The 23,753-nt window shown below is 71.7% G+C and carries 24 protein-coding genes, 1 tRNA gene and 1 pseudogene; 9 read left to right on the forward strand and 17 right to left on the reverse strand.

From position 1 onward, the window contains the following. Window positions 1-2 precede the first annotated feature (2 nt). Window positions 3-1,154, forward strand: a complete 1,152-nt coding sequence (locus tag ACWC1K_RS05150) for a hypothetical protein (RefSeq protein ID WP_450828881.1) — start codon at window positions 3-5, stop codon at window positions 1,152-1,154. 9 nt (window positions 1,155-1,163) lie between these two features. On the opposite strand, the gene lysA is transcribed toward ACWC1K_RS05150, so the two are convergent. Further along, window positions 1,164-2,450 (reverse strand): diaminopimelate decarboxylase, encoded by a 1,287-nt coding sequence (gene lysA, locus ACWC1K_RS05155; RefSeq protein WP_450828882.1) that lies wholly within the window; start codon window positions 2,448-2,450, stop codon window positions 1,164-1,166. A 346-nt stretch (window positions 2,451-2,796) separates the two neighbouring features. Then, a tRNA-Pro gene (locus tag ACWC1K_RS05160) sits at window positions 2,797-2,870 on the reverse strand. A gap of 157 nt (window positions 2,871-3,027) precedes the next feature. Here ACWC1K_RS05160 and ACWC1K_RS05165 point away from each other — a divergent pair. Both ACWC1K_RS05165 and ACWC1K_RS05170 read left to right on the forward strand, forming a co-directional pair. Continuing rightward, window positions 3,028-3,735 (forward strand): transketolase, encoded by a 708-nt coding sequence (locus tag ACWC1K_RS05165; RefSeq protein WP_450828883.1) that lies wholly within the window; start codon window positions 3,028-3,030, stop codon window positions 3,733-3,735. A 53-nt stretch (window positions 3,736-3,788) separates the two neighbouring features. Continuing rightward, window positions 3,789-4,712, forward strand: coding sequence for a transketolase family protein (locus tag ACWC1K_RS05170; RefSeq protein WP_450828884.1), 924 nt, complete (start codon window positions 3,789-3,791; stop codon window positions 4,710-4,712). A gap of 418 nt (window positions 4,713-5,130) precedes the next feature. On the opposite strand, the gene ACWC1K_RS05175 is transcribed toward ACWC1K_RS05170, so the two are convergent. The 10 genes and pseudogenes from ACWC1K_RS05175 to ACWC1K_RS05220 form a co-directional block, all read right to left on the reverse strand. After that, complete coding sequence (locus ACWC1K_RS05175; RefSeq protein ID WP_450829039.1) at window positions 5,131-6,435, reverse strand: MFS transporter; 1,305 nt, start codon at window positions 6,433-6,435, stop codon at window positions 5,131-5,133. A 243-nt stretch (window positions 6,436-6,678) separates the two neighbouring features. Continuing rightward, a complete protein-coding gene (locus ACWC1K_RS05180; protein WP_450828885.1) occupies window positions 6,679-7,038 on the reverse strand; it encodes an MmcQ/YjbR family DNA-binding protein in 360 nt (119 codons plus the stop codon). Window positions 7,039-7,092: 54 nt separating this feature from the next. Continuing rightward, complete coding sequence (locus ACWC1K_RS05185) at window positions 7,093-7,626, reverse strand: N-acetyltransferase family protein (protein ID WP_450828886.1); 534 nt, start codon at window positions 7,624-7,626, stop codon at window positions 7,093-7,095. Then, on the reverse strand, window positions 7,623-8,207 hold the full coding sequence (locus ACWC1K_RS05190) for a helix-turn-helix domain-containing protein (RefSeq protein ID WP_450828887.1): 585 nt from the start codon (window positions 8,205-8,207) through the stop codon (window positions 7,623-7,625). Before ACWC1K_RS05190 ends, ACWC1K_RS05185 begins: the two co-directional genes overlap by 4 nt. 36 nt (window positions 8,208-8,243) lie before the next feature. Further along, the gene (locus ACWC1K_RS05195; RefSeq protein WP_450828888.1) at window positions 8,244-8,594 is read right to left on the reverse strand and encodes a hypothetical protein; all 351 of its coding nucleotides are present in this window, start codon (window positions 8,592-8,594) and stop codon (window positions 8,244-8,246) included. A 580-nt stretch (window positions 8,595-9,174) separates the two neighbouring features. Further along, entirely contained in the window at window positions 9,175-10,077 is a 903-nt protein-coding gene (locus ACWC1K_RS05200) for a LysR family transcriptional regulator (protein WP_450828889.1), read from the reverse strand. A 36-nt stretch (window positions 10,078-10,113) separates the two neighbouring features. Further along, on the reverse strand, window positions 10,114-11,307 hold the full coding sequence (locus ACWC1K_RS05205; protein WP_450828890.1) for a glycine C-acetyltransferase: 1,194 nt from the start codon (window positions 11,305-11,307) through the stop codon (window positions 10,114-10,116). Window positions 11,308-11,344: 37 nt separating this feature from the next. Continuing rightward, entirely contained in the window at window positions 11,345-12,373 is a 1,029-nt protein-coding gene (gene tdh, locus ACWC1K_RS05210; RefSeq protein ID WP_450828891.1) for an L-threonine 3-dehydrogenase, read from the reverse strand. Window positions 12,374-12,584: 211 nt separating this feature from the next. Then, a complete protein-coding gene (locus ACWC1K_RS05215; RefSeq protein WP_450828892.1) occupies window positions 12,585-13,490 on the reverse strand; it encodes a hypothetical protein in 906 nt (301 codons plus the stop codon). Continuing rightward, window positions 13,487-14,487: pseudogene (locus ACWC1K_RS05220) on the reverse strand (LysR family transcriptional regulator). The gene ACWC1K_RS05215 and the pseudogene ACWC1K_RS05220 overlap by 4 nt, the downstream one beginning before the upstream one ends. A gap of 108 nt (window positions 14,488-14,595) precedes the next feature. Between ACWC1K_RS05220 and ACWC1K_RS05225 the strand changes: the two are divergent. From ACWC1K_RS05225 to ACWC1K_RS05240, 4 genes are all read left to right on the forward strand, one after another. Beyond that, window positions 14,596-14,898: a muconolactone Delta-isomerase family protein gene (locus tag ACWC1K_RS05225; RefSeq protein ID WP_450828893.1), complete on the forward strand. Its 303-nt coding sequence runs from the start codon at window positions 14,596-14,598 to the stop codon at window positions 14,896-14,898. Beyond that, complete coding sequence (locus ACWC1K_RS05230) at window positions 14,895-15,329, forward strand: YbfB/YjiJ family MFS transporter (RefSeq protein ID WP_450828894.1); 435 nt, start codon at window positions 14,895-14,897, stop codon at window positions 15,327-15,329. Before ACWC1K_RS05225 ends, ACWC1K_RS05230 begins: the two co-directional genes overlap by 4 nt. Window positions 15,330-15,526: 197 nt before the next feature. Further along, window positions 15,527-16,036: a YbfB/YjiJ family MFS transporter gene (locus ACWC1K_RS05235; protein WP_450828895.1), complete on the forward strand. Its 510-nt coding sequence runs from the start codon at window positions 15,527-15,529 to the stop codon at window positions 16,034-16,036. A 112-nt stretch (window positions 16,037-16,148) separates the two neighbouring features. Then, entirely contained in the window at window positions 16,149-16,751 is a 603-nt protein-coding gene (locus ACWC1K_RS05240; RefSeq protein ID WP_450828896.1) for a GOLPH3/VPS74 family protein, read from the forward strand. 156 nt (window positions 16,752-16,907) lie between these two features. Here ACWC1K_RS05240 and ACWC1K_RS05245 read toward each other — a convergent pair whose 3' ends face one another. From ACWC1K_RS05245 to ACWC1K_RS05265, 5 genes are all read right to left on the reverse strand, one after another. Continuing rightward, window positions 16,908-17,489, reverse strand: coding sequence for a GAF domain-containing protein (locus ACWC1K_RS05245; RefSeq protein ID WP_115910465.1), 582 nt, complete (start codon window positions 17,487-17,489; stop codon window positions 16,908-16,910). Window positions 17,490-17,549: 60 nt separating this feature from the next. Then, on the reverse strand, window positions 17,550-18,149 hold the full coding sequence (locus ACWC1K_RS05250) for a GTP-binding protein (RefSeq protein WP_099932743.1): 600 nt from the start codon (window positions 18,147-18,149) through the stop codon (window positions 17,550-17,552). Next, on the reverse strand, window positions 18,127-18,498 hold the full coding sequence (locus ACWC1K_RS05255) for a DUF742 domain-containing protein (RefSeq protein ID WP_351469148.1): 372 nt from the start codon (window positions 18,496-18,498) through the stop codon (window positions 18,127-18,129). The genes ACWC1K_RS05250 and ACWC1K_RS05255 overlap by 23 nt, the downstream gene beginning before the upstream one ends. 2 nt (window positions 18,499-18,500) lie before the next feature. Further along, window positions 18,501-18,935, reverse strand: a complete 435-nt coding sequence (locus tag ACWC1K_RS05260) for a roadblock/LC7 domain-containing protein (RefSeq protein WP_030936144.1) — start codon at window positions 18,933-18,935, stop codon at window positions 18,501-18,503. A gap of 62 nt (window positions 18,936-18,997) precedes the next feature. After that, window positions 18,998-21,184 carry a sensor histidine kinase gene (locus ACWC1K_RS05265; RefSeq protein WP_450828897.1) on the reverse strand — a complete coding sequence of 729 codons (2,187 nt, stop codon included), beginning with the start codon at window positions 21,182-21,184 and terminating at the stop codon, window positions 18,998-19,000. Window positions 21,185-21,722: 538 nt separating this feature from the next. Between ACWC1K_RS05265 and ACWC1K_RS05270 the strand changes: the two genes are divergently transcribed. Beyond that, a complete protein-coding gene (locus ACWC1K_RS05270; protein WP_450828898.1) occupies window positions 21,723-22,628 on the forward strand; it encodes an AAA family ATPase in 906 nt (301 codons plus the stop codon). After that, entirely contained in the window at window positions 22,625-23,740 is a 1,116-nt protein-coding gene (locus tag ACWC1K_RS05275; RefSeq protein ID WP_450828899.1) for a hypothetical protein, read from the forward strand. Before ACWC1K_RS05270 ends, ACWC1K_RS05275 begins: the two co-directional genes overlap by 4 nt. Window positions 23,741-23,753: the final 13 nt, after the last annotated feature.

Raw genomic sequence — 23,753 nt, forward strand, 5'->3', positions numbered from 1 at the left:
GCATGGCTGGACGTTCGCGGGCGCAATGGGGGCTGGTACGGGAGAAGGCGTTACTGATCAGCGCGCTCCTGCTCATTTCCGGAAGCTGGCTCTGGTTGGCGACACTCCACCAGGCCGGGCCGGACGGCTCGACTGCGAGCCAGTACCTGAACCTCCTTGGCAACACCCTGGTCCAGGCCGGTGCGGTGGCCCTGATCCTGGATCTGATCAACCTCAAGCGGTACGCGACCCAGGAGCTGGTCGCCGCCCTGCTCTCCAGCGACGGATATCTGAGTCAGCTCAGCAGCCTGGAGCAGGAACGTCACCTCAAGCGCGCCGTCCGGGCCCGCTTCCCCAACGACGGCGGCGTGTCGCAGGCCGTGGACTGGCTGGTGGCGACGCTCGCCGCGCCACCGCGCAGCAGCTACCGGGCCGAGATCGAACTGTCGGACCAGCCGGCGCAGGAACGGTTCGCCGACTCCGCACCGCCGCTGCCGGACAGCGTGCTGCGGATCAAGGCGTCCTTCACCTACCGCACCGACGCCAACACCTCCCGCCGCCCGGTACGGATCAACGGCGACGGCGTCATCCACTCCCAGCTGATCCCCATCCCGGCGAACACCGAACTCACCCGGCGCTTCCGAGCCGGTCAGCTGTCCGCGGAGGAGTGCCTGGTCTGGGTACGGCACGTGCTGCAGCCCAGCATCAAAGTGGTGCTGCCCAGCCACGCCGTGCCCCTGCGGATCGAACCCGACCTCGGCGGCATCTCGCTCAGCGACAGCTCCAACGGCACGCTCTGGCTGGAGTTCGACGTGACCTGCCAGCAGATGCTGATGCAGCCCGGCGAACAGGCCTGGGTCACCTACACACACCGGCAGCTGTGCAACCGGCACGACAACTACGTATGGCGCTCGTCCGCCCGCACGTACGACTTCTCGTTCCGGGCGATCGGCTTCCAGGACTACCAGCTCATGCCGATCGCCAATCTGGCCTCACAGTCGACGGTCAGCCAGCTCAACCTGCTCAACGACGAGATCCGCTGCTCCGGGATGATCCTGCCCGAGTCGATGTTCGCCTTCGCGTGGAGTCCCTGGTCCGAAGGCGTCAACGGCCTGCGGCAGTCGGTCGACGGGCAAACCGGCGAACCGCCCCGGCCCGAGCCCGATCCCGTCTGACGCGGTGAATCAGCCCTCCGAGGCGTACAAGTCGCGCCAGTCCTCGCGCGGGCGTGCGACTCGCGGGCTGCCGCCCTCCACGACGATCTCCGGGGGACGCCGGTTGGTGTTGTAGTTGGAGGCCATCACCATCCCGTACGCCCCCGCGTCCAGGAAGGCGACCAGGTCACCGGGGACCAGGTCGGGCAGCTGCGCGTCCTGGGCGAACGTGTCGGTCGACTCACAGACCGGACCGACCACCTCGGTCGGCCCCGCCGAGGGCGCTTCCCGCACGGGCACGATGCGATGGGCCGCCGTACGGTACAGGGCCGGGCGAATGAAGTGGTGCATCCCCGTGTCCAGGACCAGCATCCGGCGACCGGGCCGATGCTTGCGGTACAGCACCTTGGCCACCAGCACACCGGCCGGGCCGGCGACCGACCGGCCGGGCTCCAGGAACAGATCGAGGTCCTCGCGCCCGGACAGCAGCGGAGCCAGCGCGGCCGCGAACTCCTCCGGCCCCGGCACGCTCTCCCCGCCGTGGTCGATGGGGAAACCGCCCCCGATGTCCAGCCGCCGGAACCCGGCCAGGCCCACCTGCTGCGCGTACTCCAGCACATCCAGCAGCACTTCGGTGGCCCGCACCATCCCCGCCGGTTCCGGCACCTGCGAGCCCACATGCATGTGCACGCCCAGCGGTTCCAGATCCGGGTACCGCCCGGCCGCGAAGCCGTCGAGCAACTCCCGTGCCTCGTCGGCCGGAACCCCGAACTTGGCCCGCGCGCTCCCGGTCTGCATGGGCGCCAGCGTCGCCACCGTCACCGCGGGATTGATCCGCAGCCCCACCCGTACCCGGCGCCCCGCGCCCCGCGCGATCCTCTGGAGTGCGTCCAGCTCATCGGCCGACTCCACATTGACCAGCACCCCGTGACGGGCGGCCAGCAGCAGCTCCTCATCCGTCTTCCCCACGCCCGCGAAGGTGGTGTGCGCAGGGTCCCCGCCCGCGTCCAGCACACGGCTCAGCTCGCCACCGCTCACCACATCGAACCCCGACCCCAGCGCTGCGAACCTGGTCAGGATCGCCTGATTGGAGTTGGCTTTCACGGAGTACGAGACCCTCCCGCCCAGAGACGCGAACGCCTCCCGGACCCGGACCAGGTTCGCCACCATGGCGTCCAGCGAGTAGACATACGCGGGCGTACCGACCCCGGCCACGACCCGGTCGAGCGGCAGCCCGTCCAGGCACAGGACGCCGTCGATGTATCGCACCGGCGTGGGCGTGGTGCAGTCCCGTGAAAGGGTGGGTGATACGTCCATTGGAGACCCTTCTCCCCTGGCAGTGCGGGCTGAGCAGCAACTCACCGATCTGTTTGTGACACTACGCCACATCGTATGGAGCGACGCACAGTTGCCCCTCTACCCCGCCCGACCATGTCCGCAGATTCACCAGCCGCTCGTCGGCGGGGTTCGTCTCGATCTTCGGTGAGTGACGGCACAGTCGGTTGCGCGCCCGCTCGCCGAGCGGCGCCGGGTCGACGGGCACCCACACCGGGAGCCGTCAGGGAAGGCGAGGCCTCCCGACTGGTTCAACCTCGAAGCCGGAGACGGCCCACGCAGAAGAAGGGCCCTCGCAGGCTCCTGCCTGCGAAGACCCTTCGCACCGTCGGGACGACAGGATTTGAACCTGCGACCCCTTGACCCCCAGTCAAGTGCGCTACCAAGCTGCGCCACGTCCCGGTGCCCGTCTGACCTGGGGTTTCCCCTGACCGGACGTGCATGGAAACCATACCGCACTCGGGTCGATGGTCGCGCATGGCTTTTGTCCGGGGCCGCCGGGGAGCAGTCCGCGGCAGCACTTGACCTGAAGTTCGGTTGAGGTTGCACGATCGTCCGCATGACGATCACCGAGGAACAGCGGCGTCGGTACACGTACGAGGACCTGCCCAGGCTCATGGGGCTGATGACGGGCGACGAGAAGCACGGCCCGGCGGCCACGTCCACGCTGGACGTGCTGTGGGTGCTGTACGACCGGGTGCTGCGGGTGGGGCCCGAGCGGATGGCCGACCCGGGGCGGGACCGCTTTCTGCTGTCGAAAGGGCATGGCCCGATGGCGTACTACGCGGTGCTCGCCGCCAAGGGCTTCGTGCCCGTGGACTGGCTGCCCGGGTTCGGGACGTACGCCTCTCCGCTCGGCCACCATCCGGACCGTGTGCTCGTGCCGGGGGCCGAGATCGGCAGTGGGTCGTTGGGGCACGGGCTGCCGATCGCTGTGGGTACGGCGCTGGGGCTGCGTGCGCAGGGCCTGCACGAGCCGCAGGTCTGGGTGCTGATCGGGGACGCCGAGCTGGACGAGGGCAGCAATCACGAGGCGATCGCCTTCGCGGGGCCCGCGGGGCTCGAGCAACTGCACACCGTCGTCGTCGACAACTCCTCCGCCAGTCATGCCCGGCCCGGCGGCATCGCCGCCCGTTTCGAGGCCGCGGGCTGGTCCGCGGTCACGGTCGACGGTCGCGATCACGAAGCGCTCCACGCCGGTTTCACCGCTCCGCATCCGGGCCGCCCGCATGTCGTCGTGGCACAGGTGGAGCCGAAGAGCGCCTGAGACCCGCTTCCTCCTGCGGTATTTCCTCCACCACGAGAAAGGACAGACCTTCCATGGACACCATGCGTGACCGTTTCGCCCCCGTCGTCTCACGGCTGCTCGACGAGGATCCGCGGGTCGCGGTCGTCCTCGCCGAGATCGGCAGGGACGCTTTCACCGAGGCACAGCGGCGACATCCGGACCGGGTGCTCAATGTCGGCATCCGCGAGCAACTGCTGATCGGGGCCGGTGCGGGGCTGGCACTGACCGGGCTGCGGCCCGTCGTGCACACCTTCGCCAGCTTCCTCGTCGAGCGGCCCTTCGAGCAGGTCAAGCTGGATCTGGGACATCAGAACGTGGGTGCGGTGCTGGTCAGCGCCGCCGGGTCCTTCGACTGGCCGGCGGGTGGATACACGCACATGGCTCCCGGCGACGTGGCCCTCCTCGACACCCTGGACGGCTGGACCGTGCACGTGCCCGGGCATCCCGACGAGGCCGAGACGCTGCTGCGGCATGCGGTCGCCGCGGGCGACGACAAGGTGTACGTGAGGTTGTCCGTGCAGTCGAACGCGGAGGGGCTTCCGGTCGACGGCGAGCGTTTCCTCACCGTCCGCGAAGGTCGCTCCGGCACTGTCGTCGCCGTCGGACCGATGCTGGACGCCGTGCTCGCCGCCACGGCGGGCCTCGACGTGACCGTGCTGTACGCGACGACCGTGCGCCCCTTCGACTCGGCCGCACTGCGCCGGGCGACGGAGACGGCCGGGACGGATGTCGTCCTCGTCGAGCCGTACCTGGCGGGCACGTCGACGGCCGCCGCGAACGACGCGCTGTCCGACGTCCCCCACCGCGTGCTGGGGCTCGGCGTGGGCCACAGTGAGCTGCGCCGGTACGGCCACATCGAGGAACACGTGGCCGCGCACGGCCTGGACGCCCGATCACTGCGGGAGCGGATCGGCAGGTTTGTATCGGGCGAGCGGGTGGGTGCGCGCGTCGGGTGAGGCGGGGCGCCGGCGGGTGACCGGGGGCGTCACCGGGTGGCCCGGGGCGCCGCCGGGTGAGCCGACGCCGAGCACTGGTGGGCCAGAGGCGGCGGCTGTGGGTCAGGGCTTTGGGCGCGGGGCAGCTGGGCATGTCGGTGTGGGAGAGAGCGAGCCGAGCAGGCGGATGCGCGCCGCCAGCCCGTCGTCTGCGAACGCAGCCGTCGGCCGGCCGCCCCCGTACCCCGACCCGACGCGGGAGCAACGACGTGTACCGGGCGAAAGTTAGCCAATCAAGCCAGCCAAACCAGTACATGCCTGCCACCAGCCCATCACCTCCGAACACGGCCACCGGCCGTCGCCCCCGTACCCCGATCCGCCATCGGTGCGTCGGGGCCCGCAGTGGGAGCGAACAACCCGAGCAGGCGGATGTCCCCCGTCAGGCCGCTGCCTCCGAGCACCGCTGCCGCTCGGCCACCCCCGCTCCCGAGCCCCCCGTCGACGCATCAGCGCGTATCAGGTTGCGTATCGCCGGTACCGAGAGCAGGGAGATCGGGATGGCGAAGCTCATCGCTGCGGCCGCGAGGAGGACATGGTCGGCGCCGACGGCCGTGGCGGCGGGGCCGGCGAGGGCCTGGCCGACCGGCATCATCGCAAGCGAGCCGGCGACGTCGTACGCGTGGATGCGGTTGAGGACGTCGGGTGGGACCTGGGTCTGGACGCTTGTCGCCCACATCACGCCCCAGAAGGACATCCCGGCCCCGGCGACGGCCGCCCCGGCCGCCATGGCCGGTACGCCGAGTCCGGCACCGACGGTCGCCGGGAAGCCGGCGAAGGCGAACAGGGAGAGGGCACCGGCGCGCAGCATGCGGCGGGGGCGCAGGCGCAGGGCGAGGAGGCCGCCGATGACGGTGCCGGCGCCGAGGGCGGAGTTGACCACACCGTAGGCGCGCGGGCCGTGTTGCTGGACGACCTCCGTCGCCACCAGCGGGACGGAGGGGCCCCAGACGGCGATCATGTACACGCACCAGACGGCGATCACGCCCCACAGCCATGTGCGCGCTCTGAACTCCCGCCATCCTTCGATCAGATCGGCGCGGAAGGCATTGCCACCGCCGTGTCCCGCCGGACCGCTGCCCGGGGCCGGCGGGGGCAGGCGGAGCAGCAGGAGGCACAGGGCGCTGACCGCGTATGTGGCCGCATGGGCTGCGAAGACGCCGCCCGGCGAGGCGAAGCCCACCAGGACGCCTGCGAGCGCGGGACCGGCGAGCTGGGCCGCGGACTCGGCGATGCGTATGGCGCCGTTCGCGCCCTGGATGTCGGAGGCGAGCCGGGGCACCGTACTGGCGACGCCGGGCTGGAACACGGCGCCCGCGACGCCGTTGACGAAACCGATGGCGCAGATCTCCCAGAGCACGACGTGGCCGGAGTAGAACAGCCCCGCGGCCAGGGACTGGGTGCCGAGGCGTACGAGGTCGGCACCCATCATCAGCTTCTGCGTGCTGAAGCGGTCGGCGATCACCCCGCCGAAGACCACAAGCCCGGCGAAGGCGACGGAGGTCGCGGCCATCGCGAGGCCGACCGCGCCCGCTCCGTACCCGTGTTGCAGCAGGCCCGCGGCGAGGGCGACGGGCAGCATGGTGTCACCGAGCCGGGCGACCGCACGCGCGACGAAGAACAGCGCGAAGTCCCGTGACCACACCGGCCCCGCGTCTCCCTTTGGAGCCTGGGCTTCGGCAGCGATGTCACGCGGGCCGCCGACCGCTCCTTCCGAGCCGTCCTGCTGCCTCCCCGCCCCCACCCCGGCTCCTGGGTCCGATGGCTGTGATGACGTCCCGGTCACCCCGTCCCACTCCCCTCCCCGCTGCCCGATCCCCCACGATCCCCGCACCCCGATGTCTCGGTGGTAGCCGAAGCCCCCTCCGCTCCGGCTCCCACACCCGACTTCGGATCATGTCACGCGCCACTGACAACGCTCGAAGCGTTTTCAGTCCGCGTCCGGAAGCCCCAACTCCGGGTAGGCGTCCAGCAGTCGGGGCGGGGCCGCCTGGCGCCAGGAGTCCGCGAGGATGTCGCGCAGTTCGCCCTCGTCCTCGATCGCGGCGAGGCGGGCCCTCACCCAGGCGAACTGCGCCTCGTGGTCGGCGATCCAGAACTTGCGCGGTTCGGCCAGCACCAGTTCGTCGCGCTCCTCCTTGGGGCACCGCACGGCGATGGAGGTCTCGTCCTCGGGCAGCGTGGCGAACATCTTCCCCGCCACCCGGAACGTGGGCATGCTCCAGGCGATCTTCTCCGTCGTGTCCGGCAGGGCGAGGCAGATACGGCGTACGTCTTCGGCATCCGGCATGCTCCGCACCGTAGCCGCTGCCACTGACAATCACCTGGTGAGGGCGTCGGGCGACTACCTCACGCTGCTGATGGGCCCCAGCTTCTTGAAGTAGATCGACGTCGGCCGCAGCACGCCGTCCGGGGCGGCCGCGTAGTCCGGTATCGCGCCGATCCGGGTCCAGCCGGCCGCGCGGTAGAGGTGCTCGGCGAGGCTGTCGGTCTCGGTGTCCAGGTGCAGCAGGGTGATGCCGGCCGCGGCGGCGGCCTCCTCTGCGGTGGTCAGGAGTGTGCGGCCGAGGCCCTGTCCCCGGGCGTCCCGGTGCACCATCAGCTTGACCAGTTCGGCACGGTGGCGGCTGTTGGGCTTGTCCGGGAAGGCCAGGCTGACGGTGCCCACCACCCGCTCACCGTCGCGCGCCGCCCACACGGCGAGCTGCCCGGCGGCGACGGCCGCGGCGCGCTCCCTCCACCAGACGAGGGCCTCCGCACGGTCGAACGGTGCGAGAAAGCCGATGGAGGCCCCGCCGTCCACGGTGTCGACGAGGAGGTCCGCCAACGCGTCCACGCGCGCGTGCAGTTCATCGCAGTCCAGCCGGTTCACGATCACGGCAGCACCACCGCCAGGACGTACCGCACGTCGTCCGGTCCCGTGCACCGGAACCGGGTCGGCCCCCACACCCGCAGTCGCAGACAGTCCCCGGTGCCGAGGTGGTGCTCCACCTCCTGTGCCGTCACCTCGAGTGCTCCTTCCAGAACCCAGATGTGCTGTTCGAGACCGGGCACGGGCGGCCGGTCGTAGGCGATGTCCGCGCCCGCGGTCAGCCGTCCCTCGACGAGTTCGCCGCGCAGCCCGGCGTGCGGCGGCGACACGGACCGTCGTACGAAACCGGAGGCCCGGTCCTCCCAGACCTGCTGCTCGGCGGCCGCCACCAGCAGCGCCGGCTCCGCCTCCACCTCGCTGAGCAGCTGGGACATCGTCCGCCCGTACACACCGCACAGGCGGTTCAGGAGCGAGGCGGTGGGGCTGATCTCGGCCCGTTCGGCGCGGGAGAGCGTCGAGCGGCTGACCCCGCTGCGCTCCGCCAACTCCCCCAGCGACCAACTCCGTTCGGCCCGGAGCTCGGCCAGCCGGGCGCCGAGCCGGGCGTCGACGGGGTCGGGCCCTGTCTCACCATCGTCCTGTTTCATATTCGGGATGCTATCCCAGATGCGAGACGACAGTCTCTATGGCTTCCGCCAGTCCCTCCCGCCGAATGTCATCGGGGTGACCGGGCTGACCGGGGCGTCCGCGCCGGCGATGAGGCGCTCCGCGTCGGGGAGGAACACCTTGAGGTCGGCCCGGTCCCGCCCTTCGATCCCGATGGCGAAGAGATGGTTCTTGCCGCCGTATCTCACGTCGGCCAGATACAGGCGGAGTACCGCGGGCTCCGCCATGCCATAGACATTGGCTCCGGCGTGCGGCCAGGTCAGGAAGTCCACACAGGTCCGTACCGGGCAGTCGGAGGCCTCGTTCACTGCTTTGCCGGCGATCGCGATGTCGAGCACCTTCGCCGGGAGAGCGCCGGTGCCGATCATGCCGCTCCGGGGCGTGGAGACCTGCAGGTTCGGGCGGGCCGCGAGCCAGGCCGCCGGCGCTGTTGCGTACTGGCCACTCCGGCGGCGCGTTCGCGGTCCCTGTCCACCGGGATGAGGTCGGACCAGAACAGGACCCGGTGCAGATCCCCACTGCCCTCCGGTGCCACGGAGAACTCGACGGGCTGGCCCTCATGGCTCTCCCACCGTTGCGTGAAGGTCACCGTCAGATGCCCGTCGAAGAAGTGAGACGTCCGGTGAGGGCCCGGAGGCAGGCTTCCGGGGTCGGAAAACCCCGAGAGGCATTCCGGAGCGCAGCCCGGAATCCCCGCCGATGCGGTGGTCGTCGGCTTCCTGGAGGAACCACCCGAATCGCCCGAGCCGCTGGAGCTGCCGCACCCGGCGAGAAGGACCGCGGTCAGCGGGAGAGCGAGGAGCCTGAGAGCCGATGTCATGACAGACCCCGCAATGCGAGGGGATGCCCAAGTCGCCCCATAATTCCCCAGACCCTGATGCACCGGCATGGGCACAGGCGGGCGCACCGACGCAGCTGACTCGTCATGTACGGCCGGCGGTCGGTCCCCTACGCCCGTGCCGCCTCGTCGAGCGCCTCCAGCACCGGCCGGATCAGCGGGTGCTCCTCGGCTCCCCGCCGTACCGCCGCGAAGACCCGGCGGGTGGGTGCGGTCCCGTCCACCGGACGTACGACCACGCCCGTGAGGTCCATTCCGCGCAGTGCCGAGCGCGGTACGAGAGCCACGCCCGCGTCCGCGGAGGCGAGGGCGACGACGGCGCGGAAGTCGTCCGAGGAGTGTTCCAGGCGGGGCTGGAATCCGGCGCTCTCGCAGGCCAGGACGACCACTTCGTGGCAGGGGTTGCCGGGGTACGGGCCGATCCACGGGTCCTTGGCCAGGTCGGCCAGCGGGATCTCGGAGGCCTCGGCCAGCCGGTGGCTCACCGGGACGACCGCGTCGAAGGGCTCGGCGTACAGCGGTACATGGGTCAGGCGCGGGTCGTCGGCGGGTGGCGCCCCGCGGTACTCGACCGCGACCGCGACGTCGACCTGGCGGTCCAGGACCATCGGCAGGCTGGCGTCGCCCTCGGCGTCCTGGACGCGGATGCGGATGCCGGGCGCGGAGGAGGCGAGGCGGGCCACGGCCGGCGCCACGACCAGGGCGATGCCGGTCGCGAAGGAGGCGACGGTGACCGTGCCGGCGGCGCCCGAGCCGTAGGCGGCGAGCTCGGCCTCCGCCCGCTCCAGCTGGGCGAGGACCGCGTTGGTGTGGCTGAGCAGGATCTCGCCGGCCGGGGTCAGCCGTACGCCCTTGGCACTGCGCTCGACCAGGCGGTGGCCCGTCTCCTGTTCCAGGGCTGTCAGCTGCTGGGAGACGGCGGAGGGCGTGAGATACAGCGCGGCGGCAGCCGCCGTCACCGTGCGGTGGTCGGCCACCGCACGGAGGATGTGCAGCCGCCGCGCTTCGATCATGGGATCGATTATCTCAATATGTCCGGGACGGCCGGATCAGGCCTCCAGTTCCGCCCGCGCGGCCACGAAAGCGTCCACGGCCCGGTTGACGTCGTCGGTCGAGTGGGCGGCGGACAGCTGCACACGGATGCGGGCCTGGCCCTGCGGCACCACGGGATACGAGAAGCCGATCACGTAGACGCCCCGCTCAAGGAGCAGCTCGGCGAGACGGCCCGCCTTCGTCGCATCGCCGATCATGACGGGTGCGATGGCGTGGTCGCCGGGGAGGATCTCGAAGCCCTCCTCGGTCATCCGGCGGCGGAACAGGGCGGTGTTCTCGGCGAGGCGGATGCGCAGGTCGTCCGCCGACTCGAGGAGGTCGAGGACCTTCAGGGAGGCGGCGGCGATCACGGGGGCGAGGGTGTTGGAGAAGAGGTACGGCCGCGAGCGCTGACGCAGAAGCGCGACGATCTCGGCGCGGGCGGCGACATAGCCGCCGGACGCTCCGCCGAGCGCCTTGCCCAGGGTGCCCGTGATGATGTCGACGCGGTCCATGACGTCGTGCAGCTCGGGGGTGCCGCGGCCGCCGGGGCCGACGAAGCCGACGGCATGGGAGTCGTCGACCATGACCATGGCGTCGTAGCGGTCGGCGAGGTCGCAGATCTCGCGCAGGGGTGCCACATAGCCGTCCATGGAGAAGACGCCGTCGGTGACGATCAGGCGGCGCCGGGCGTCGGACGCGTCCTTCAACTGCCGTTCCAGATCGGCCAGATCACGGTTGGCGTAACGGAAGCGGCGGGCCTTGGAGAGGCGGATGCCGTCGATGATCGACGCGTGGTTGAGGGCGTCGGAGATGACGGCGTCCTCCGGGCCGAGCAGGGTCTCGAAGACACCGCCGTTGGCGTCGAAGCAGGAGGAGTACAGGATGGTGTCCTCCTGGCCGAGGAAGGCGGAAAGGCGCGCTTCCAGCTCCTTGTGCACCTCCTGGGTGCCGCAGATGAAGCGGACCGACGCCATGCCGTAGCCCCAGCGGTCCAGGGCCTGGTGCGCGGCGGCGACGACCTCGGGGTGGTCGGCGAGGCCGAGGTAGTTGTTGGCGCAGAAGTTGAGGACCTCGCCGGGGCGGCCGCCGGCGGTGACGTTCACGGTGGCGGACTGCGGGGTGCCGATGACGCGCTCGGGCTTGTGCAGGCCGGCGGCGCGGATCTCGTCGAGGGTGGCGCGCAGGTCGTCGCGCACGGAGTCGAACATGGGGAAGCTCCTGAAAAGTGCTGACGGGTGAAGGGAGTTACACGGTCCAGTCGAGGATGACCTTGCCGCCGCGGCCGCTCGCCGCGTCGGCGAACGCCGCCTCGAAGTCGCCGTAGCCGTACCGGCCGGTGATCACGGGTGACAGGTCGAGGCCCGCTTCCAGCAGCACGGACATCGCGTACCAGGTCTCGAACATCTCCCGGCCGTAGATGCCCTTGATGGTGATCATCGAGGTGACGATGCGGGCCCAGTCGACCGGGAACTCCTGGGCGGGCAGACCGAGCATGGCGATACGACCGCCGTGCGTCATGTTGGCGATCATGTCGCGCATGGCCTCGGGGCGGCCGGACATCTCCAGGCCGATGTCGAAGCCCTCACGCAGCCCCAACTCCCGCTGTCCGTCGACGATTTCCGACTCCGCCACATTCAGCGCGAGGCTCACGCCGATCTTGCGGGCCAGCTCCAGCCGCTCCTCGCTGACGTCGGTGATCACGACGTTGCGGGCGCCCGCGTGCCGTGCCACCGCGGCGGCCATCAGGCCGATGGGGCCGGCTCCCGTGATGAGCACGTCCTCGCCGACCAGCGGAAAGGAGAGCGCCGTGTGGACGGCGTTGCCGAACGGGTCGAAGATCGCGGCGACGTCGAGGTCCACGGGCACCCGGTGCACCCACACATTGGCGGCGGGCAGGGCGACGTACTCCGCGAAGGCCCCGTCACGTCCGACGCCGAGCCCGACCGTGGCCCGGCACAGATGCCGCCGCCCGGCCAGGCAGTTGCGGCACTTCCCGCAGACCAGGTGCCCCTCGCCGCTCACCCGGTCGCCTACGGCGATGTCCGTGACATCACGGCCGGTCTCCACGACCTCGCCGACGAACTCGTGCCCTGCCACCAGCGGCGTACGGATGGCTCTTTGTGCCCAGCCGTCCCAGGCCCGGATGTGCAGATCGGTCCCGCAGATGCCGGTCCGCAACACCTTGATCAGTACGTCACCGGGTCCGACGGCCGGCTCCGGCACGTCCGCGAGCCACAGCCCGGGCTCAGCCTTCTCCTTGACCAGCGCCTTCACGTACGGCTCCTGTGGGTGCGACCCCGGGGCCGGGCATGCCGAAGGCGCCCGTGTCCGGGGAGAGGGGTGGAATCGCAAAGCAATCTGCCGCACGACGCCACCCCCGGTCCATCGAGGTTTTCTTAACCCGCGCCGCAGCTCCGCTTCACACCCGGCCCGCCCGCCTCACCCCTGTCCTTGTGGCGGACGCGGCCGACAAGGGCCGACTCGATCATGGTTGCGATTCGGAGGCCTTCGCCCGCTCGATCTCGGACTGCGCGGCCGTGAGCGTCATGGCGCCGTCGCACACCGCACGGTGCAGGGAGTTCTCCAGCTGGTCGTCCGTACTGGCCCGGGAGAGCGGCACGGGGCGCAGATTCGCCGGGTCCGCCGGAGCCCCGCCCAGTTCCAGGGGGATGATGTGGTCTTCCTCGTAGTGCGAGGGGTCCTGGTCCGCCGCGCCGGACGCGGCGAGTTGCTCCCTCTTCAGCTGCTCGGTCACATGGACCGGCGGGCGTATCGACGCCGTCCAGCCCGGCACGCAGATGGTCGAGTGGATCGTGGCCTGGGTCACGGCCGGATTGAGGGCCCCCAGCTGCCCGCTGGGTGCGCTGGGCACCGGTGTCCGAGTCGGGGAACTCGTCGCCATGAGGTGCAGCGAGCCGTAGGTGATCGTCCCGTTCTCGACGATGTACGAACCGGCGTAGTCGGCGGTGCTTCCATCGGTGTGCAGGGCGTGGAGGTGGACGTCGACCGTGTTCCCGTTCACGTCGTCGATGCTGATCACGTCGGCGGCGGTGTCGGCGAAACCGCCCGCGAAGTCGGCGTAGGGCCTGCCGAGGTGGCTTCCGCCCAGATCCCACGCCCGGCGGTAGTCGTGGGCGTTGATCGCGGCGTAGAAGCTCTCGACGACGGAGGCAGGATCCGCCGGGCTGCTGCTGGGGGCTGCCGTCGGCGTCTCCGGCGCCGAAGGGGTCGCCGGGGTCGCCGGGGTGCTGGGCGGCGGCGGGCGTGGTGTCCCGGTCGCGGTCGATGCGGTCGGGGGCGAGTCCGGAGACGTACCGGCGTGCTGGGTACAGCCGGCGAGACCGAGGCCGACGGTGAGGCCGAGTACGGCAGCGGTTCTCGACGCCTTCATGCTTCACGACCGACGGGACAGGCGACCGGTCGAGACGTTCGCGCACACACTCCGAGAGTACTTTGCACGCGTATGTGCCGATAGTGGAGCGAGAGCAGACCGGGGCAGCCCGGGAGTCCGTGCGGATCGTCGGCGGGCAGCCAGGCGTCCGGGGTGTGGAGGCCGAGGTCGCCGACGCCCTCGCACAGGGCGTCGACGGCGACGAGGACCCCGGCGCGGTCCTCGGCCCCCCGCCGGACGAGGGACCAGGTCCAGTAGACCTTCGGGGCGACGACCTCTCGGCGGGCCAGGTCGGCCGGGAGCGGAGTGGTCTGTCCCCCGGGCGAGTTGAGGACCTGGCGGCGGCAGCGGCGGACGTGGTCGAAGAAGGCGGGGCCGGTGACGGCCCCGTCGGAGATGCCCACCGTGCGGGCCCCGGTGGCCTGGGCGAGCTCCTCGGCGTACACGTTCCAGGAGGCCCAAGCGGTGATGTCGTCGTCGACGAGGACGTCGGTGTCGTGGGCCGCCACATCCGGTACGTCGTGGGTGTCGCCGCCCTTGGCCACGGCCTACAGCCGGCCGGCGCCGATCAGCCGGGCCCGCAGCCGGAGCCGCCCGAGGTCCGCTCTGCGCACCGGCACACGGCCAGGTCCAGGTTGCCGTCGGCCACCCGGGCCACCGCTGCCGTACGCGAAATCAGGTCCGGGGGAAGCCAGTTGACGTAACCGAGGCGTACCGACCGGGAGCCCGACAGCCGGCCGGCCCGGCGCTTGAGGTCGTCGGCCCGTTCCAGCAGGGCACGGATCTGCGGGAGCAGGTCGCTCCGGCGGGGGTGAGGGAGACCGAGCGGCGGTCCCGGTCGAACAGGCGGACGCCCAGGTCCCGTTCGAGCGCCTTGATCTGCTGGGAGAGCGAGGGGCCTGCGAAGAGCAGCCTCCCCCATGGCGGCCCGGCCGAAGTTCAGTTCCTCGGCGGCCGCGACGAAGTAGCGCAGCCGGCGCAGTTCCACTCGCGTCATGCTACGCGCGCCGGGAGGCTGAGACTCTCAGCAGTGAGGCCGCCGGTCGTGGCATCGGCGCTGGTCACGGGCGCACGATGGGCCTGACAACGACGATGGGAGCACATCATGCGCGAGTTCCTGGTCGAGATCACCACCACTGTCCCGGAGGGCACCGGCCAGGACGAGGTCGACCGGCGGCGGGCCGCCGAGGCCGTCCGCGCGCGGGAGTTGGCCGCCACCGGCCATCTGGCCCGGCTGTGGCGCCCCGTCGGCGAGTTGCGCAGCATCGGCGTGTGGCGGGCCGCCGACGAGGCGGAGCTGCACGAGAAGGTGCTCGGCACGCTGCCGCTGCGCCCGTGGATGACCGTCGCCGTCACCCCGCTCGAGTCCCACCCCAACGACCCGGGCCGGGTCGACGGCACCCGATGAGCACCCCCTCCTCCCCCAGGACCCATGTCGCGCAGGCCGCGGCGGCGCTCGCGGCCGGCAGGGGAGTCGGGCGCCTCGTCCACACGCCGAACCTGCCCCTGATGCACACCCAGGCGGGCCTGTCCGCCGGTGCCGGAGCCCACCTGGCGACCGCCAACCACGCGGGTTGTCTCGCCGGGGCACTCGAAGGCATCCCACTGCCCTCGCTGGTGCGAGCCCGTACTGTCCTGCGCGGCTCCCTGCTGCTACTGACCGCGACCCTCGTCGCCATGCCCCTCACCCACAGCACCACGCTGTGGGGCGTGCTGCGCCTGCTGGCCGGGGCGGTGAGCGCCCTGGTGTTCGTCGTCGCCGCGATCCCTCCTGCACCATCTGCGCGGGCACCCGGCGCACCTGCCCGGCTGGGCCATCGGCGGTGTCGGCGCCGGTAGCGCGGTGTCCGGCCTGCTGCTCCTGGCGCTGCGGTCCTTCGCGGACTGGCGGGTCACCTGGCGGGCCTCGGCCGCGCTCACCGCGCTGCTGACCGCCGGCGCGTGGAACCTGCGGCCGGAGGCGGCCGCGCCCGCGAGCAGTGAGAAACCTGGGGAGTACGGCGCCCCGCACACACCGCTGGTTCGGCGCACTGCTCGTGAGCTACTCCCTGGAGGGTGTCGGCTACATCGTTGCCGGAACCTTCCTGGTCGCGGCGACCGGCCGGGCTCCCCCGGTCGGCAACGGCTCCTGGGTGCTCGTGGGGCCGGCCGCCGTGCCGTCCCCGGCGCTGTGGGCGCGGCAGGGACGCCGCTGGTCCCAGCCCTCCCTGCTGCTCGCCGCGCTGGTGGTGCAGGCCATCGGCATCGCCCTGCCCGCCCTGATCGGCTCAGTGGCTGCCGTACTCCTCTCGGCGGTGCTGTTCGGCGGCACCTTCCCGGGCATCAGCATGCCGGCCCTGGCCACCGGGGCCCACCTGCGCTTCCCCCGCTCGGTCGCCCTGCTGACCGCCGGATACTCCGTCGGCCAGATCCTGGCCCGCTCGCCGTCGCCCCGCTGCTGCACCACGGCTACCAGCGGGTGCTGCTGCCGGCCGCCCTCGTGGTCCTCGCGGCGGCCGCGGCCGCCGCCGTGCTGCGGATCGGCTTCCCGCGCGACATCGTCGTAAGTACGACACACAGCGCCGCCGCGGCAGCGAGAATCGACCGAGGACGCCCGGCCCGCTCAGGGCCTGTCCAGCGCTTTCGCCCCGCACTCGGACAACTGACGTGGAGCCGCCGATGAACACCGCAAGGGACCTCGCGATCGTCGCCCTGGACGCGGCGCCCAGCCGCCAGGTCCAGCAGGGCGAACTGTCGCTCGCACTCGCGGGAGCCGAGGTGCTCGACCTCATCGAGGCCCTGGCGCTCGCCCTGGACGGTGACCGCATCCTGCCCAGCGCACCGTCACCCACCGGCGACCGCCTGCTGGACGAGGCCGCCTCCTCCCTCGTACGGCAGGAGCCGTACGAGTCGGTCGAGGAGTGGCTGTGGCGCCGGGGCCGCGGGCTGTCCTCGGCCTACGTCGACGACCTGGAGCGGCTGGGGCTGACCGCCCGGCCGCGCGGGCGCCGGATTCAGCTGCGGACCGGGCGGGCCGAACTGGTCGACTCGCCGGCCCGGCAGCAGGCCGAGGAGCGCTGGGCGTCGGGCGAGCCCGTCCTCGCCGCCCTTGCCGCCGCCGCCGGGATCCACGAAGAGCAGGCCGAGCACCACGATCTCTCCGGTGAGGCGGTCACGACCGTGCTGGCTGCGGTCGGCGATGCGGTGATGGAGTTGGAGGCCGTACGGCAGCGGAAGGCGATCGAGGACGCCGCGTTCGACAACGTGTGGCGCGGCTATTGAGCGCTTCGCGCGGGCGGAGCGCCGGGCGCGCGTCGATCGTCTGCGGCTTCGTCGTGGCTGGTCGCGCGGTTCTCCGCACCCCGGAAAGCCGCTGCGCGGCACAGTCTCGTCGAAGAGCCGCCGAACCGGTCGCCCAGTGGCCGGCCGTGCCCGCCGTCACAGCAGCGGGAGCCCGTCCGCCTCCCGTCGCTCCAGCCGGGCGACCAGGTCGGCCGCCGTCGACTTGATGGTCTCCAGGCCGGGCCTGCCCCAGGGGCGCGGCTCCACGTCGACGACGCACACGGTGCCGAGCACCATCCCCGTACTGTCGATCAGCGGCGCGCCCAGATAGGAGCGGATGCCGAACTCGTCGACCACCGGGTTGCCCGCGAACCGCGGGTAGTCGCAGACGTCCTCCAGGACCAGCGCCTTGCGCCGGACCACCACATGGGGGCAGAAGCCGTGGTCGCGGGCCAGTTCGCGGCCCAGGACGGGCGTGCTGCCGTCCGCCTTCACCACGGGCCGAGCCACGTCCGAGAGGTGCAGGCCCGCGAAGAACTGCCGGTTCTCGTCGATGAAGTTGACCATGGCGTACGGCGTCCCGGTGAGCTCGGCGAGGTGGTCCGCGTAGGCGTCGAGGGCGGGGTCCGGGTGTTCTGCGAGGCCCAGTTGACCGAGGCGCCGGGCCCGGGCGGGGGCCTCCTTGTCCTCGGGGGTGAGCAGCAGACGACCGGCCGGGCGCGACGGGTCGTACCTCATGAGCGGGCTCCGTCACTGTGGACGCAGGGCATATACGGGCTCCGTGGCGGTGTGCGGGGATCACATGTGGGCGCCGTGGCTCGGCGCATGGGCCGGGGCGTGGGCGATGAGGTGCCGTACGAGGGTCAGCAGGGTCTGCACTCCCGAGCTGGAGATCCGGGCGTCGCAGCGCACGACGGGGATCGCCGGGTCGAGGTCGATGGCGGCGCGGACCTCCTCGGGGTCGTAGCGGTACGAGCCGTCGAACTCGTTGATCGCGACGATGAAGCCGAGACCGCGCTGCTCGAAGAAGTCCACGGCCGCGAAGCACTCCTCCAGACGGCGGGTGTCGGCGAGGATCACCGCGCCGAGCGCGCCCTCGGAGAGTTCGTCCCACATGAACCAGAACCGCTCCTGCCCGGGCGTGCCGAACAGGTACAGCACATGTTCCGGGTCGAGGGTTATGCGGCCGAAGTCCATGGCCACCGTCGTCTCGACCTTGTTCTCGATCCCGTCGAGAGAGTCGGTCGCGGCGCTGACCGTGGTGAGCAGCTCCTCCGTGCTGAGCGGCGCGATCTCGCTGACCGCGCCCACGAAGGTCGTCTTGCCGACTCCGAACCCGCCCGCCACCAGGATCTTCAGTGCGGTGGGGAAGGGATCAGAGCTGTCGTCGTAGTCCATCGAGCACTGCCTCCAGAAGGGCCCGGTCAGTCGGGTTGTGGTGGAACTCGGGTGGCTTGGTGGTGAGCGCCCCGCAGTCGACGAGGTCCGACAGCAGCACCTTGGTGACCACCGCCGGCAGCTTCAGGTGGGCGGCGACCTCGGCGACCGAGACGGGCGCGCGGCACAGGTCGAGCGCCTGCGCGTGTTCGGGGCCGAGGTAGCCGAGGGGGGTGGCCCCGGTGGCCATCACGTGCGACAGGAGGTCGAGCGCGATGGTGGGCCGGGTGCGGCCGTTGCTGACCGTGAAGGGGCGCACCAGCCGACCGGCCGCGTCGTCGAGCCAGGGCCCGTCGCCGACCGCCGCCACGCTCAAGGCCTCATCGCCGTGGGTTCGACGGCGTGCTGCCGGGGCGCGGTGACCAGGTAGGGGCGGACGCTCTTGACCAGCATCGCCATCTCGTAGCCGAGCACCGCCGCGTCGGCCTCGCGGCCGGCCAGTACGGCGAGACAGGTGCCGGAGCCGGCGGTGGTCACGAACAGCAGCGTCGAGTCGAGTTCGACGACGACCTGGCGGACGTCTCCGCCGTCGCCGAAGCGGACCCCGGCGCTGCGGCCGAGGGAGTACAGGCCGGAGGCCAGCGCGGCCATGTGGTCGGCGCTGTCCGGATCGAGGCCGTGGACCGACTTCACGAGCCCGTCGCAGGAGAGGAGTACCGCACTGGTCGTGTGGGGTACGCGCTGCACGAGGCCGCTCATCAGCCAGTCGAGATCGGATACATGGCCGGTGGGCGCATCGCTCGCCATGGTGGATCGACTCCTTGGGGTACGAAGGTCTGCGGGAGCGGTGGGGGTGGGAACTGAGGTGGTCATCCGGCTGGTGCGCTCCCGTCGTGCCGGGTGGGACGGTCGGCGCCGCGCGCGGACGCGGGGCGCGCCTCGGCTATGTGGGCCGGGTCCATGTGCGGTGGATCAGTGGACGGCGGCGGGGTGGTGGCGGTGACGTCCGTGTGGAGGACGTCCAGGGGCGAGCTCGGGAGGAGGGATGCGGCCCCGGTGCGAGCCGGGTCGGTGACGGGGCGCGACTCGATGCGCCCCGTCTGCTCCATGGGCTCGGCGGCCGGGTAGGAAGCCTCAGTGCGCGCCGATTCCATGTGCGCCGACTCCACGTGTGACGCATCCATGTGTGACGCATCCATGTGTGGCGAGGACATGTGGTCCGGCTCCAGGTGCGCCGGTGAGGCCGTGCGTACGGCGCCTGTGTACTCCGATGAGTACTCCGAGTGCTCCGCGTACTCGGAGCGTTCCGACTCGAGGCTCTGCTGGGCCTCCGCCAGGCCGATGCCGCGCTGGAAGGCGGCCATCAGGCCCGGGTCGTGGCCGGCGAGGTACTCCGACTCCTGGCGCGGCGCCGGGCCGTCCCGCAGCTGGGGCGCGATGTGCTCCTGGGCGCGGCGGCGTGGCAGTTGCGGCTTGCCCATGGTGCCGCGGACGGTGCCGGCGCGGGGCGTGGGCGGAGTGGCCGCGTTCTCCTCGACGAGCCGTCGGTCGTCGGGCCGGATGCCGGGCACGGCCTCCGCGGGATTGGCCCGCTCCTCGTGGGCCCCGCGCACCGGGAGCGGCGCCGCTCCGCCGCCGGCCCCGGTGCTGCCGCCCAGCGGATTGCCGTTCGGGGCGGCGGTCGTGGGCTGCGCGGGCGGCGGGGGCGTGACGCGACGCCCGGCGGTCTCGGGTCGGGGACCCGGCGCCGCCTGCGGCTGCGGCTGGGAGCGCGGCGGGGCGGACGGCTCGGGCATCCCTGTCACACCCGTGACACCGTGCGGCTGCGCCGCGCCCCCGGGAACGCCCGGCGTCGCGCCCAGCAGCCCCTGCGGTACGACGAGCACGGCCTGCACCCCGCCGTAGATGTTGGTCTGCAGCCGGACGTTGATGCCGTGCCGCCGGGCGAGCTGCGAGACCACGAACAGTCCGATGCGGCCGTCCGCGAGCAGGCTGGCCACATTGACCTGGTCGGGGTCGGCGAGCAGGGCGTTCATCTTCTTCTGCTCGCCGACCGGCATGCCGAGACCGCGGTCCTCCACCTCGACGGCGAGTCCCGAGGTGACGAGGTTGGCGCGCAGCAGGACCTGGGTGTGCGGGGCGGAGAACACCGTGGCGTTCTCGACGAGTTCGGCCAGCAGGTGGATGACGTCGGCGACGGCGTGGCCGCGCAGGGTGCCGTCGATCGGCGGCACCAGCTTGACCCGGGAGTACTGCTCGACCTCGGCGATGGCGGAGCGCAGCACCTCGGTCATGGAGACGGGGTTGCTCCACTGCCGGCGGGAGACGGCGCCGCCGAGGACGGCGAGGTTCTCGGCGTGCCGGCGGATCCGGGTGGCGAGGTGGTCCACGTGGAAGAGGCCCTTGAGCAGGTCGGGATCCTCGATCTCGTTCTCCAGCTCGTCGAGGATGGAGATCTCCCGGTGCACCAGGGACTGCAGGCGCCGGGCGAGGTTCACGAAGACCTCGAGCTTCTGTTCGCTGCCTGCCTGGCTGGAGAGCTGGGCGGCCTGGACGACGGCGGTGACGGCGCCGTCGTGCGCGCGGGTCAGATCGGCGGCGAGCAGCTCGAAGTCGTCGGCATCGTCCGCGGGGGCGCCGCGGGGCTTGCGCGGGGGCGGGGTGTCGCCGCGGCGCAGCGAGTCGACGAGGGCGCGCAGGTCGGCCTCGCCGCGGCCGCTGATGCGGCGCAGGGCGCCGAGGCGGTCGCTCACCGACCGGGCGGTGCGGTCGGCGGCGACGGAGGCGATCAGGATCCCTGCGAGCGCCACCGCGGCGGCACCGGCCAGCACCCCCCACAGCGTGAGGCTGGGCCGTGCTCCGGTGGTACGGACGGTGAACAGGACGGCCGCGCTCGCGCTGAGGGCGACCGCGATCGGCGGCAGCACGGCGAGCCGCAGTAGTTGGGGCCGTATGCGTGTCTCGGGCAGCGAGGGGACGGGACGGGCAACCGGCCGTCCGTGCCGCCCGCCCTCGCGGCGGTCTGCGCGTGCGGCCGGTGCGCGAAGGTGAGACATCGGTGTCCTCGTCGTACTGATCCGTCGGTGCCTGGGGCGCGTGCTGCGCGGTTCGGGCATGCGTCGCCCGATGGACACTCACAGTAGTCGCCAACGCATCATGTGCGGTGGGCAGTTGACAAAGTCCCACGCACAGCGTCCCGCTCTGGTATGAGGGTTCGTACGACAGACCGATAAACCCAGCAGTGGTGTGATCCCGTTGAGCAACGGAACGATCAGGGCTGGTCAATAGTGGTTTCAATCGAAAGACCGATCTCGGGTGCACCAGCTCTTCGACAGCCGGACCTGACGACCGGATCGCGCTTCGCGGGCTCCGCGCCGACCGGTCGGGCACTCTCCGGACCACCCTCCGGCGGCTGTCCCCTCACGACCGACCGTGACCGTCTGCGACCGGGAAGCCGGCTTCAGCGCATCGGTTCGCGGTGCGATTCCGGCCGATCGATCCGCTGCGCGACCGGACGGGTACAGAATGGTGATCGACTCCCGTCCGCCGAAGTCGCCTCGTTCCAGTCCCAGTTGTACCGATCCCGGAGGAAGCGTGCTCCAGTACGAGAAGGAGTTCGATCCCGTCGCCCATGCCTCCGCGGCCGACGGCCGCCGCCTGGAGGGGACGTCGGTGTCCGGCTATGCGGCGGACGGGGAGGTGTACGTCTTCGACGACGAGCACCTGGTGCTCGCGGTCAACGTCGCGCTCAAGACGGGACGTCCGCTGCTGCTGTTCGGTCCGCCGGGGTCGGGCAAGTCCTCGCTGGCGCCCAACGTGGCGCGTGCGCTCGGCTGGGGCTTCCACGCCCACGTCGTGACGGCCCGCACCGAACCCGAGGATCTCCTGTGGCGGTTCGACGCGATGAAGCGCCTCAACGACGCCCAGGCGAACGCCCTGGGCGAGATGAAGGAGTACTACGAGCCGGGGCCGCTGTGGCGGGCCTTCGAAGAGGGTTCGGCCGGGCACCGGTGCGTGGTGCTCATCGACGAGATCGACAAGGCCGACCCCGATCTGCCCAACAGCCTTCTGGGCCCGCTCGGTTCGCTGTCCTTCTCCCTCCCCTGGGACGACACCGAGCAGGTCACGGTAGCCGACGAGCACGCCCCCCTCGTTGTCATCACCACGAACGACGAGCGGGAACTACCGCGCCCCTTCCTGCGCCGGTGCATCGTCTTCGAGCTGGCCTCCCCGTCCAAGACGCACCTCTTACGCGTGGCGGAGCAGCACTTGGGGGCCCATTACGACGAGGGGCTGGCCGACCTGATCGCCGACCACCTGCTCGGCATCCGCGGCCAGGACGCCGACGACTCGGCGGGGCCGAGCACCGCCGAGTACCTGGACGCCCTCAAGGCCAGCCACCGGCTGCAGGTGACGCCGGGGACGCGCGAGTGGGACGTACTGGAGGCGGTCACGCTGCGGAAGCGGGAGTGGCGCCACACATCGGGACGTACGGCATGAGTGTGCGCGGCGAGGTCTTCCTCGGCGACCTCGTGAAGGCGATGGTGCTGCTTCGGCCCCGGGACCCGGCGACCGAGGCCGCCGTGGCCGAGCTGCTGCACCTCTCACAGGTCGAAACGGACCTGCCGGTTCTCCCGGCCGCGCCCGGCGCGGTCTCCGCCGTCCCGCTCGCGCCGGGCGCGGAGGAATCGCGGCCGGCACCGTCCCCGACTGCGCTCGCCGGCCACGACAGGCCTGACCGCGACCGCGGACCCCTGCATCCGACCGCCACAGCACGCCGCGACGCTCCCCGGGCCCTGCCGTCCGCCCTCCCGGGACTGCCGCATACCGCCCCGAGGCCGGCCGCACTCCCCCTGGACTTCACTCTGGCCCGCACTCGGCTGCCGTCCGCCGACGAGCGAGCGGCGTACTCGGCACCGGACGAGCACGTCATGGCGGACCTGCCCGACGAGGACACGCGAGGGTCGCACCACCTGTCGGCCCCCGAGCCGCCCTGGAGCCCCGAGTGGGCGCGTGGGGTGATGGTCGCCGCCGTGTCCGCACCCGTCGCGAGCCGCCGCCTCGACCAGCGGGCCCTGCTGCGCAAGGTGTCCCGCCAGCAGGTGCTGCGGAGCGTGCCGTGGCAGCGCCGCCCCAGTACCCGCCGCGGGGTCCAGCTCCTGCTGGACCACGGCCAGGGCATGGCTCCCTTCCAGGACGACCGGCAGTGGCTGCGCGCGCTGTTGGAGAGCGTGGCCGGACGGGACCGGGTCGAGGTGCTGCGCTTCACCGGCTCCCCGCTGCGAGGGGTGGTGCGTGCCGCGCGCTCCGCGCCGGAGCCCTACCGGCCGCCCGCGCCGGGGACTCCCGTCGTCCTCGTGTCGGACCTCGGCAGGATCAGCCCCCCGTTCACGAACGGTGCGGCGGCCCGGCCGGACGAGTGGCCTGCCTTTGTCGACGGTGTGCTGCGCTGCGGGTGTCCCCCCGTGGTCCTGACGCCGTTCCCCGCCGCCGTATATCCGCCGTCGCTGCGCGGCAGGGTGGCCCTGATCCCGTTCGACCGCCGCATCTCGCTGCGCTACGCGCGGGAGGCGACACGGACGGTCCACCGGCTGCTGGAAGAGCGGCTGTGACCTATCTGCCCAC

The organism is Streptomyces sp. NPDC001492, from assembly GCF_053597275.1.

Coding starts and splice junctions, on each gene's coding strand:
- ACWC1K_RS05150 (WP_450828881.1), top strand. CDS start 3: ATGGCTGGACGTTCGCGGGCGCAATGGGGGCTGGTACGGGAGAAGGCG.
- lysA (WP_450828882.1), bottom strand. CDS start 2,450: ATGGACGTATCACCCACCCTTTCACGGGACTGCACCACGCCCACGCCG.
- ACWC1K_RS05165 (WP_450828883.1), top strand. CDS start 3,028: ATGACGATCACCGAGGAACAGCGGCGTCGGTACACGTACGAGGACCTG.
- ACWC1K_RS05170 (WP_450828884.1), top strand. CDS start 3,789: ATGGACACCATGCGTGACCGTTTCGCCCCCGTCGTCTCACGGCTGCTC.
- ACWC1K_RS05180 (WP_450828885.1), bottom strand. CDS start 7,038: ATGCCGGATGCCGAAGACGTACGCCGTATCTGCCTCGCCCTGCCGGAC.
- ACWC1K_RS05190 (WP_450828887.1), bottom strand. CDS start 8,207: ATGAAACAGGACGATGGTGAGACAGGGCCCGACCCCGTCGACGCCCGG.
- ACWC1K_RS05195 (WP_450828888.1), bottom strand. CDS start 8,594: ATGATCGGCACCGGCGCTCTCCCGGCGAAGGTGCTCGACATCGCGATC.
- ACWC1K_RS05200 (WP_450828889.1), bottom strand. CDS start 10,077: ATGATCGAAGCGCGGCGGCTGCACATCCTCCGTGCGGTGGCCGACCAC.
- ACWC1K_RS05205 (WP_450828890.1), bottom strand. CDS start 11,307: ATGTTCGACTCCGTGCGCGACGACCTGCGCGCCACCCTCGACGAGATC.
- ACWC1K_RS05215 (WP_450828892.1), bottom strand. CDS start 13,490: ATGAAGGCGTCGAGAACCGCTGCCGTACTCGGCCTCACCGTCGGCCTC.
- ACWC1K_RS05225 (WP_450828893.1), top strand. CDS start 14,596: ATGCGCGAGTTCCTGGTCGAGATCACCACCACTGTCCCGGAGGGCACC.
- ACWC1K_RS05230 (WP_450828894.1), top strand. CDS start 14,895: ATGAGCACCCCCTCCTCCCCCAGGACCCATGTCGCGCAGGCCGCGGCG.
- ACWC1K_RS05240 (WP_450828896.1), top strand. CDS start 16,149: ATGAACACCGCAAGGGACCTCGCGATCGTCGCCCTGGACGCGGCGCCC.
- ACWC1K_RS05245 (WP_115910465.1), bottom strand. CDS start 17,489: ATGAGGTACGACCCGTCGCGCCCGGCCGGTCGTCTGCTGCTCACCCCC.
- ACWC1K_RS05250 (WP_099932743.1), bottom strand. CDS start 18,149: ATGGACTACGACGACAGCTCTGATCCCTTCCCCACCGCACTGAAGATC.
- ACWC1K_RS05260 (WP_030936144.1), bottom strand. CDS start 18,935: ATGGCGAGCGATGCGCCCACCGGCCATGTATCCGATCTCGACTGGCTG.
- ACWC1K_RS05265 (WP_450828897.1), bottom strand. CDS start 21,184: ATGTCTCACCTTCGCGCACCGGCCGCACGCGCAGACCGCCGCGAGGGC.
- ACWC1K_RS05275 (WP_450828899.1), top strand. CDS start 22,625: ATGAGTGTGCGCGGCGAGGTCTTCCTCGGCGACCTCGTGAAGGCGATG.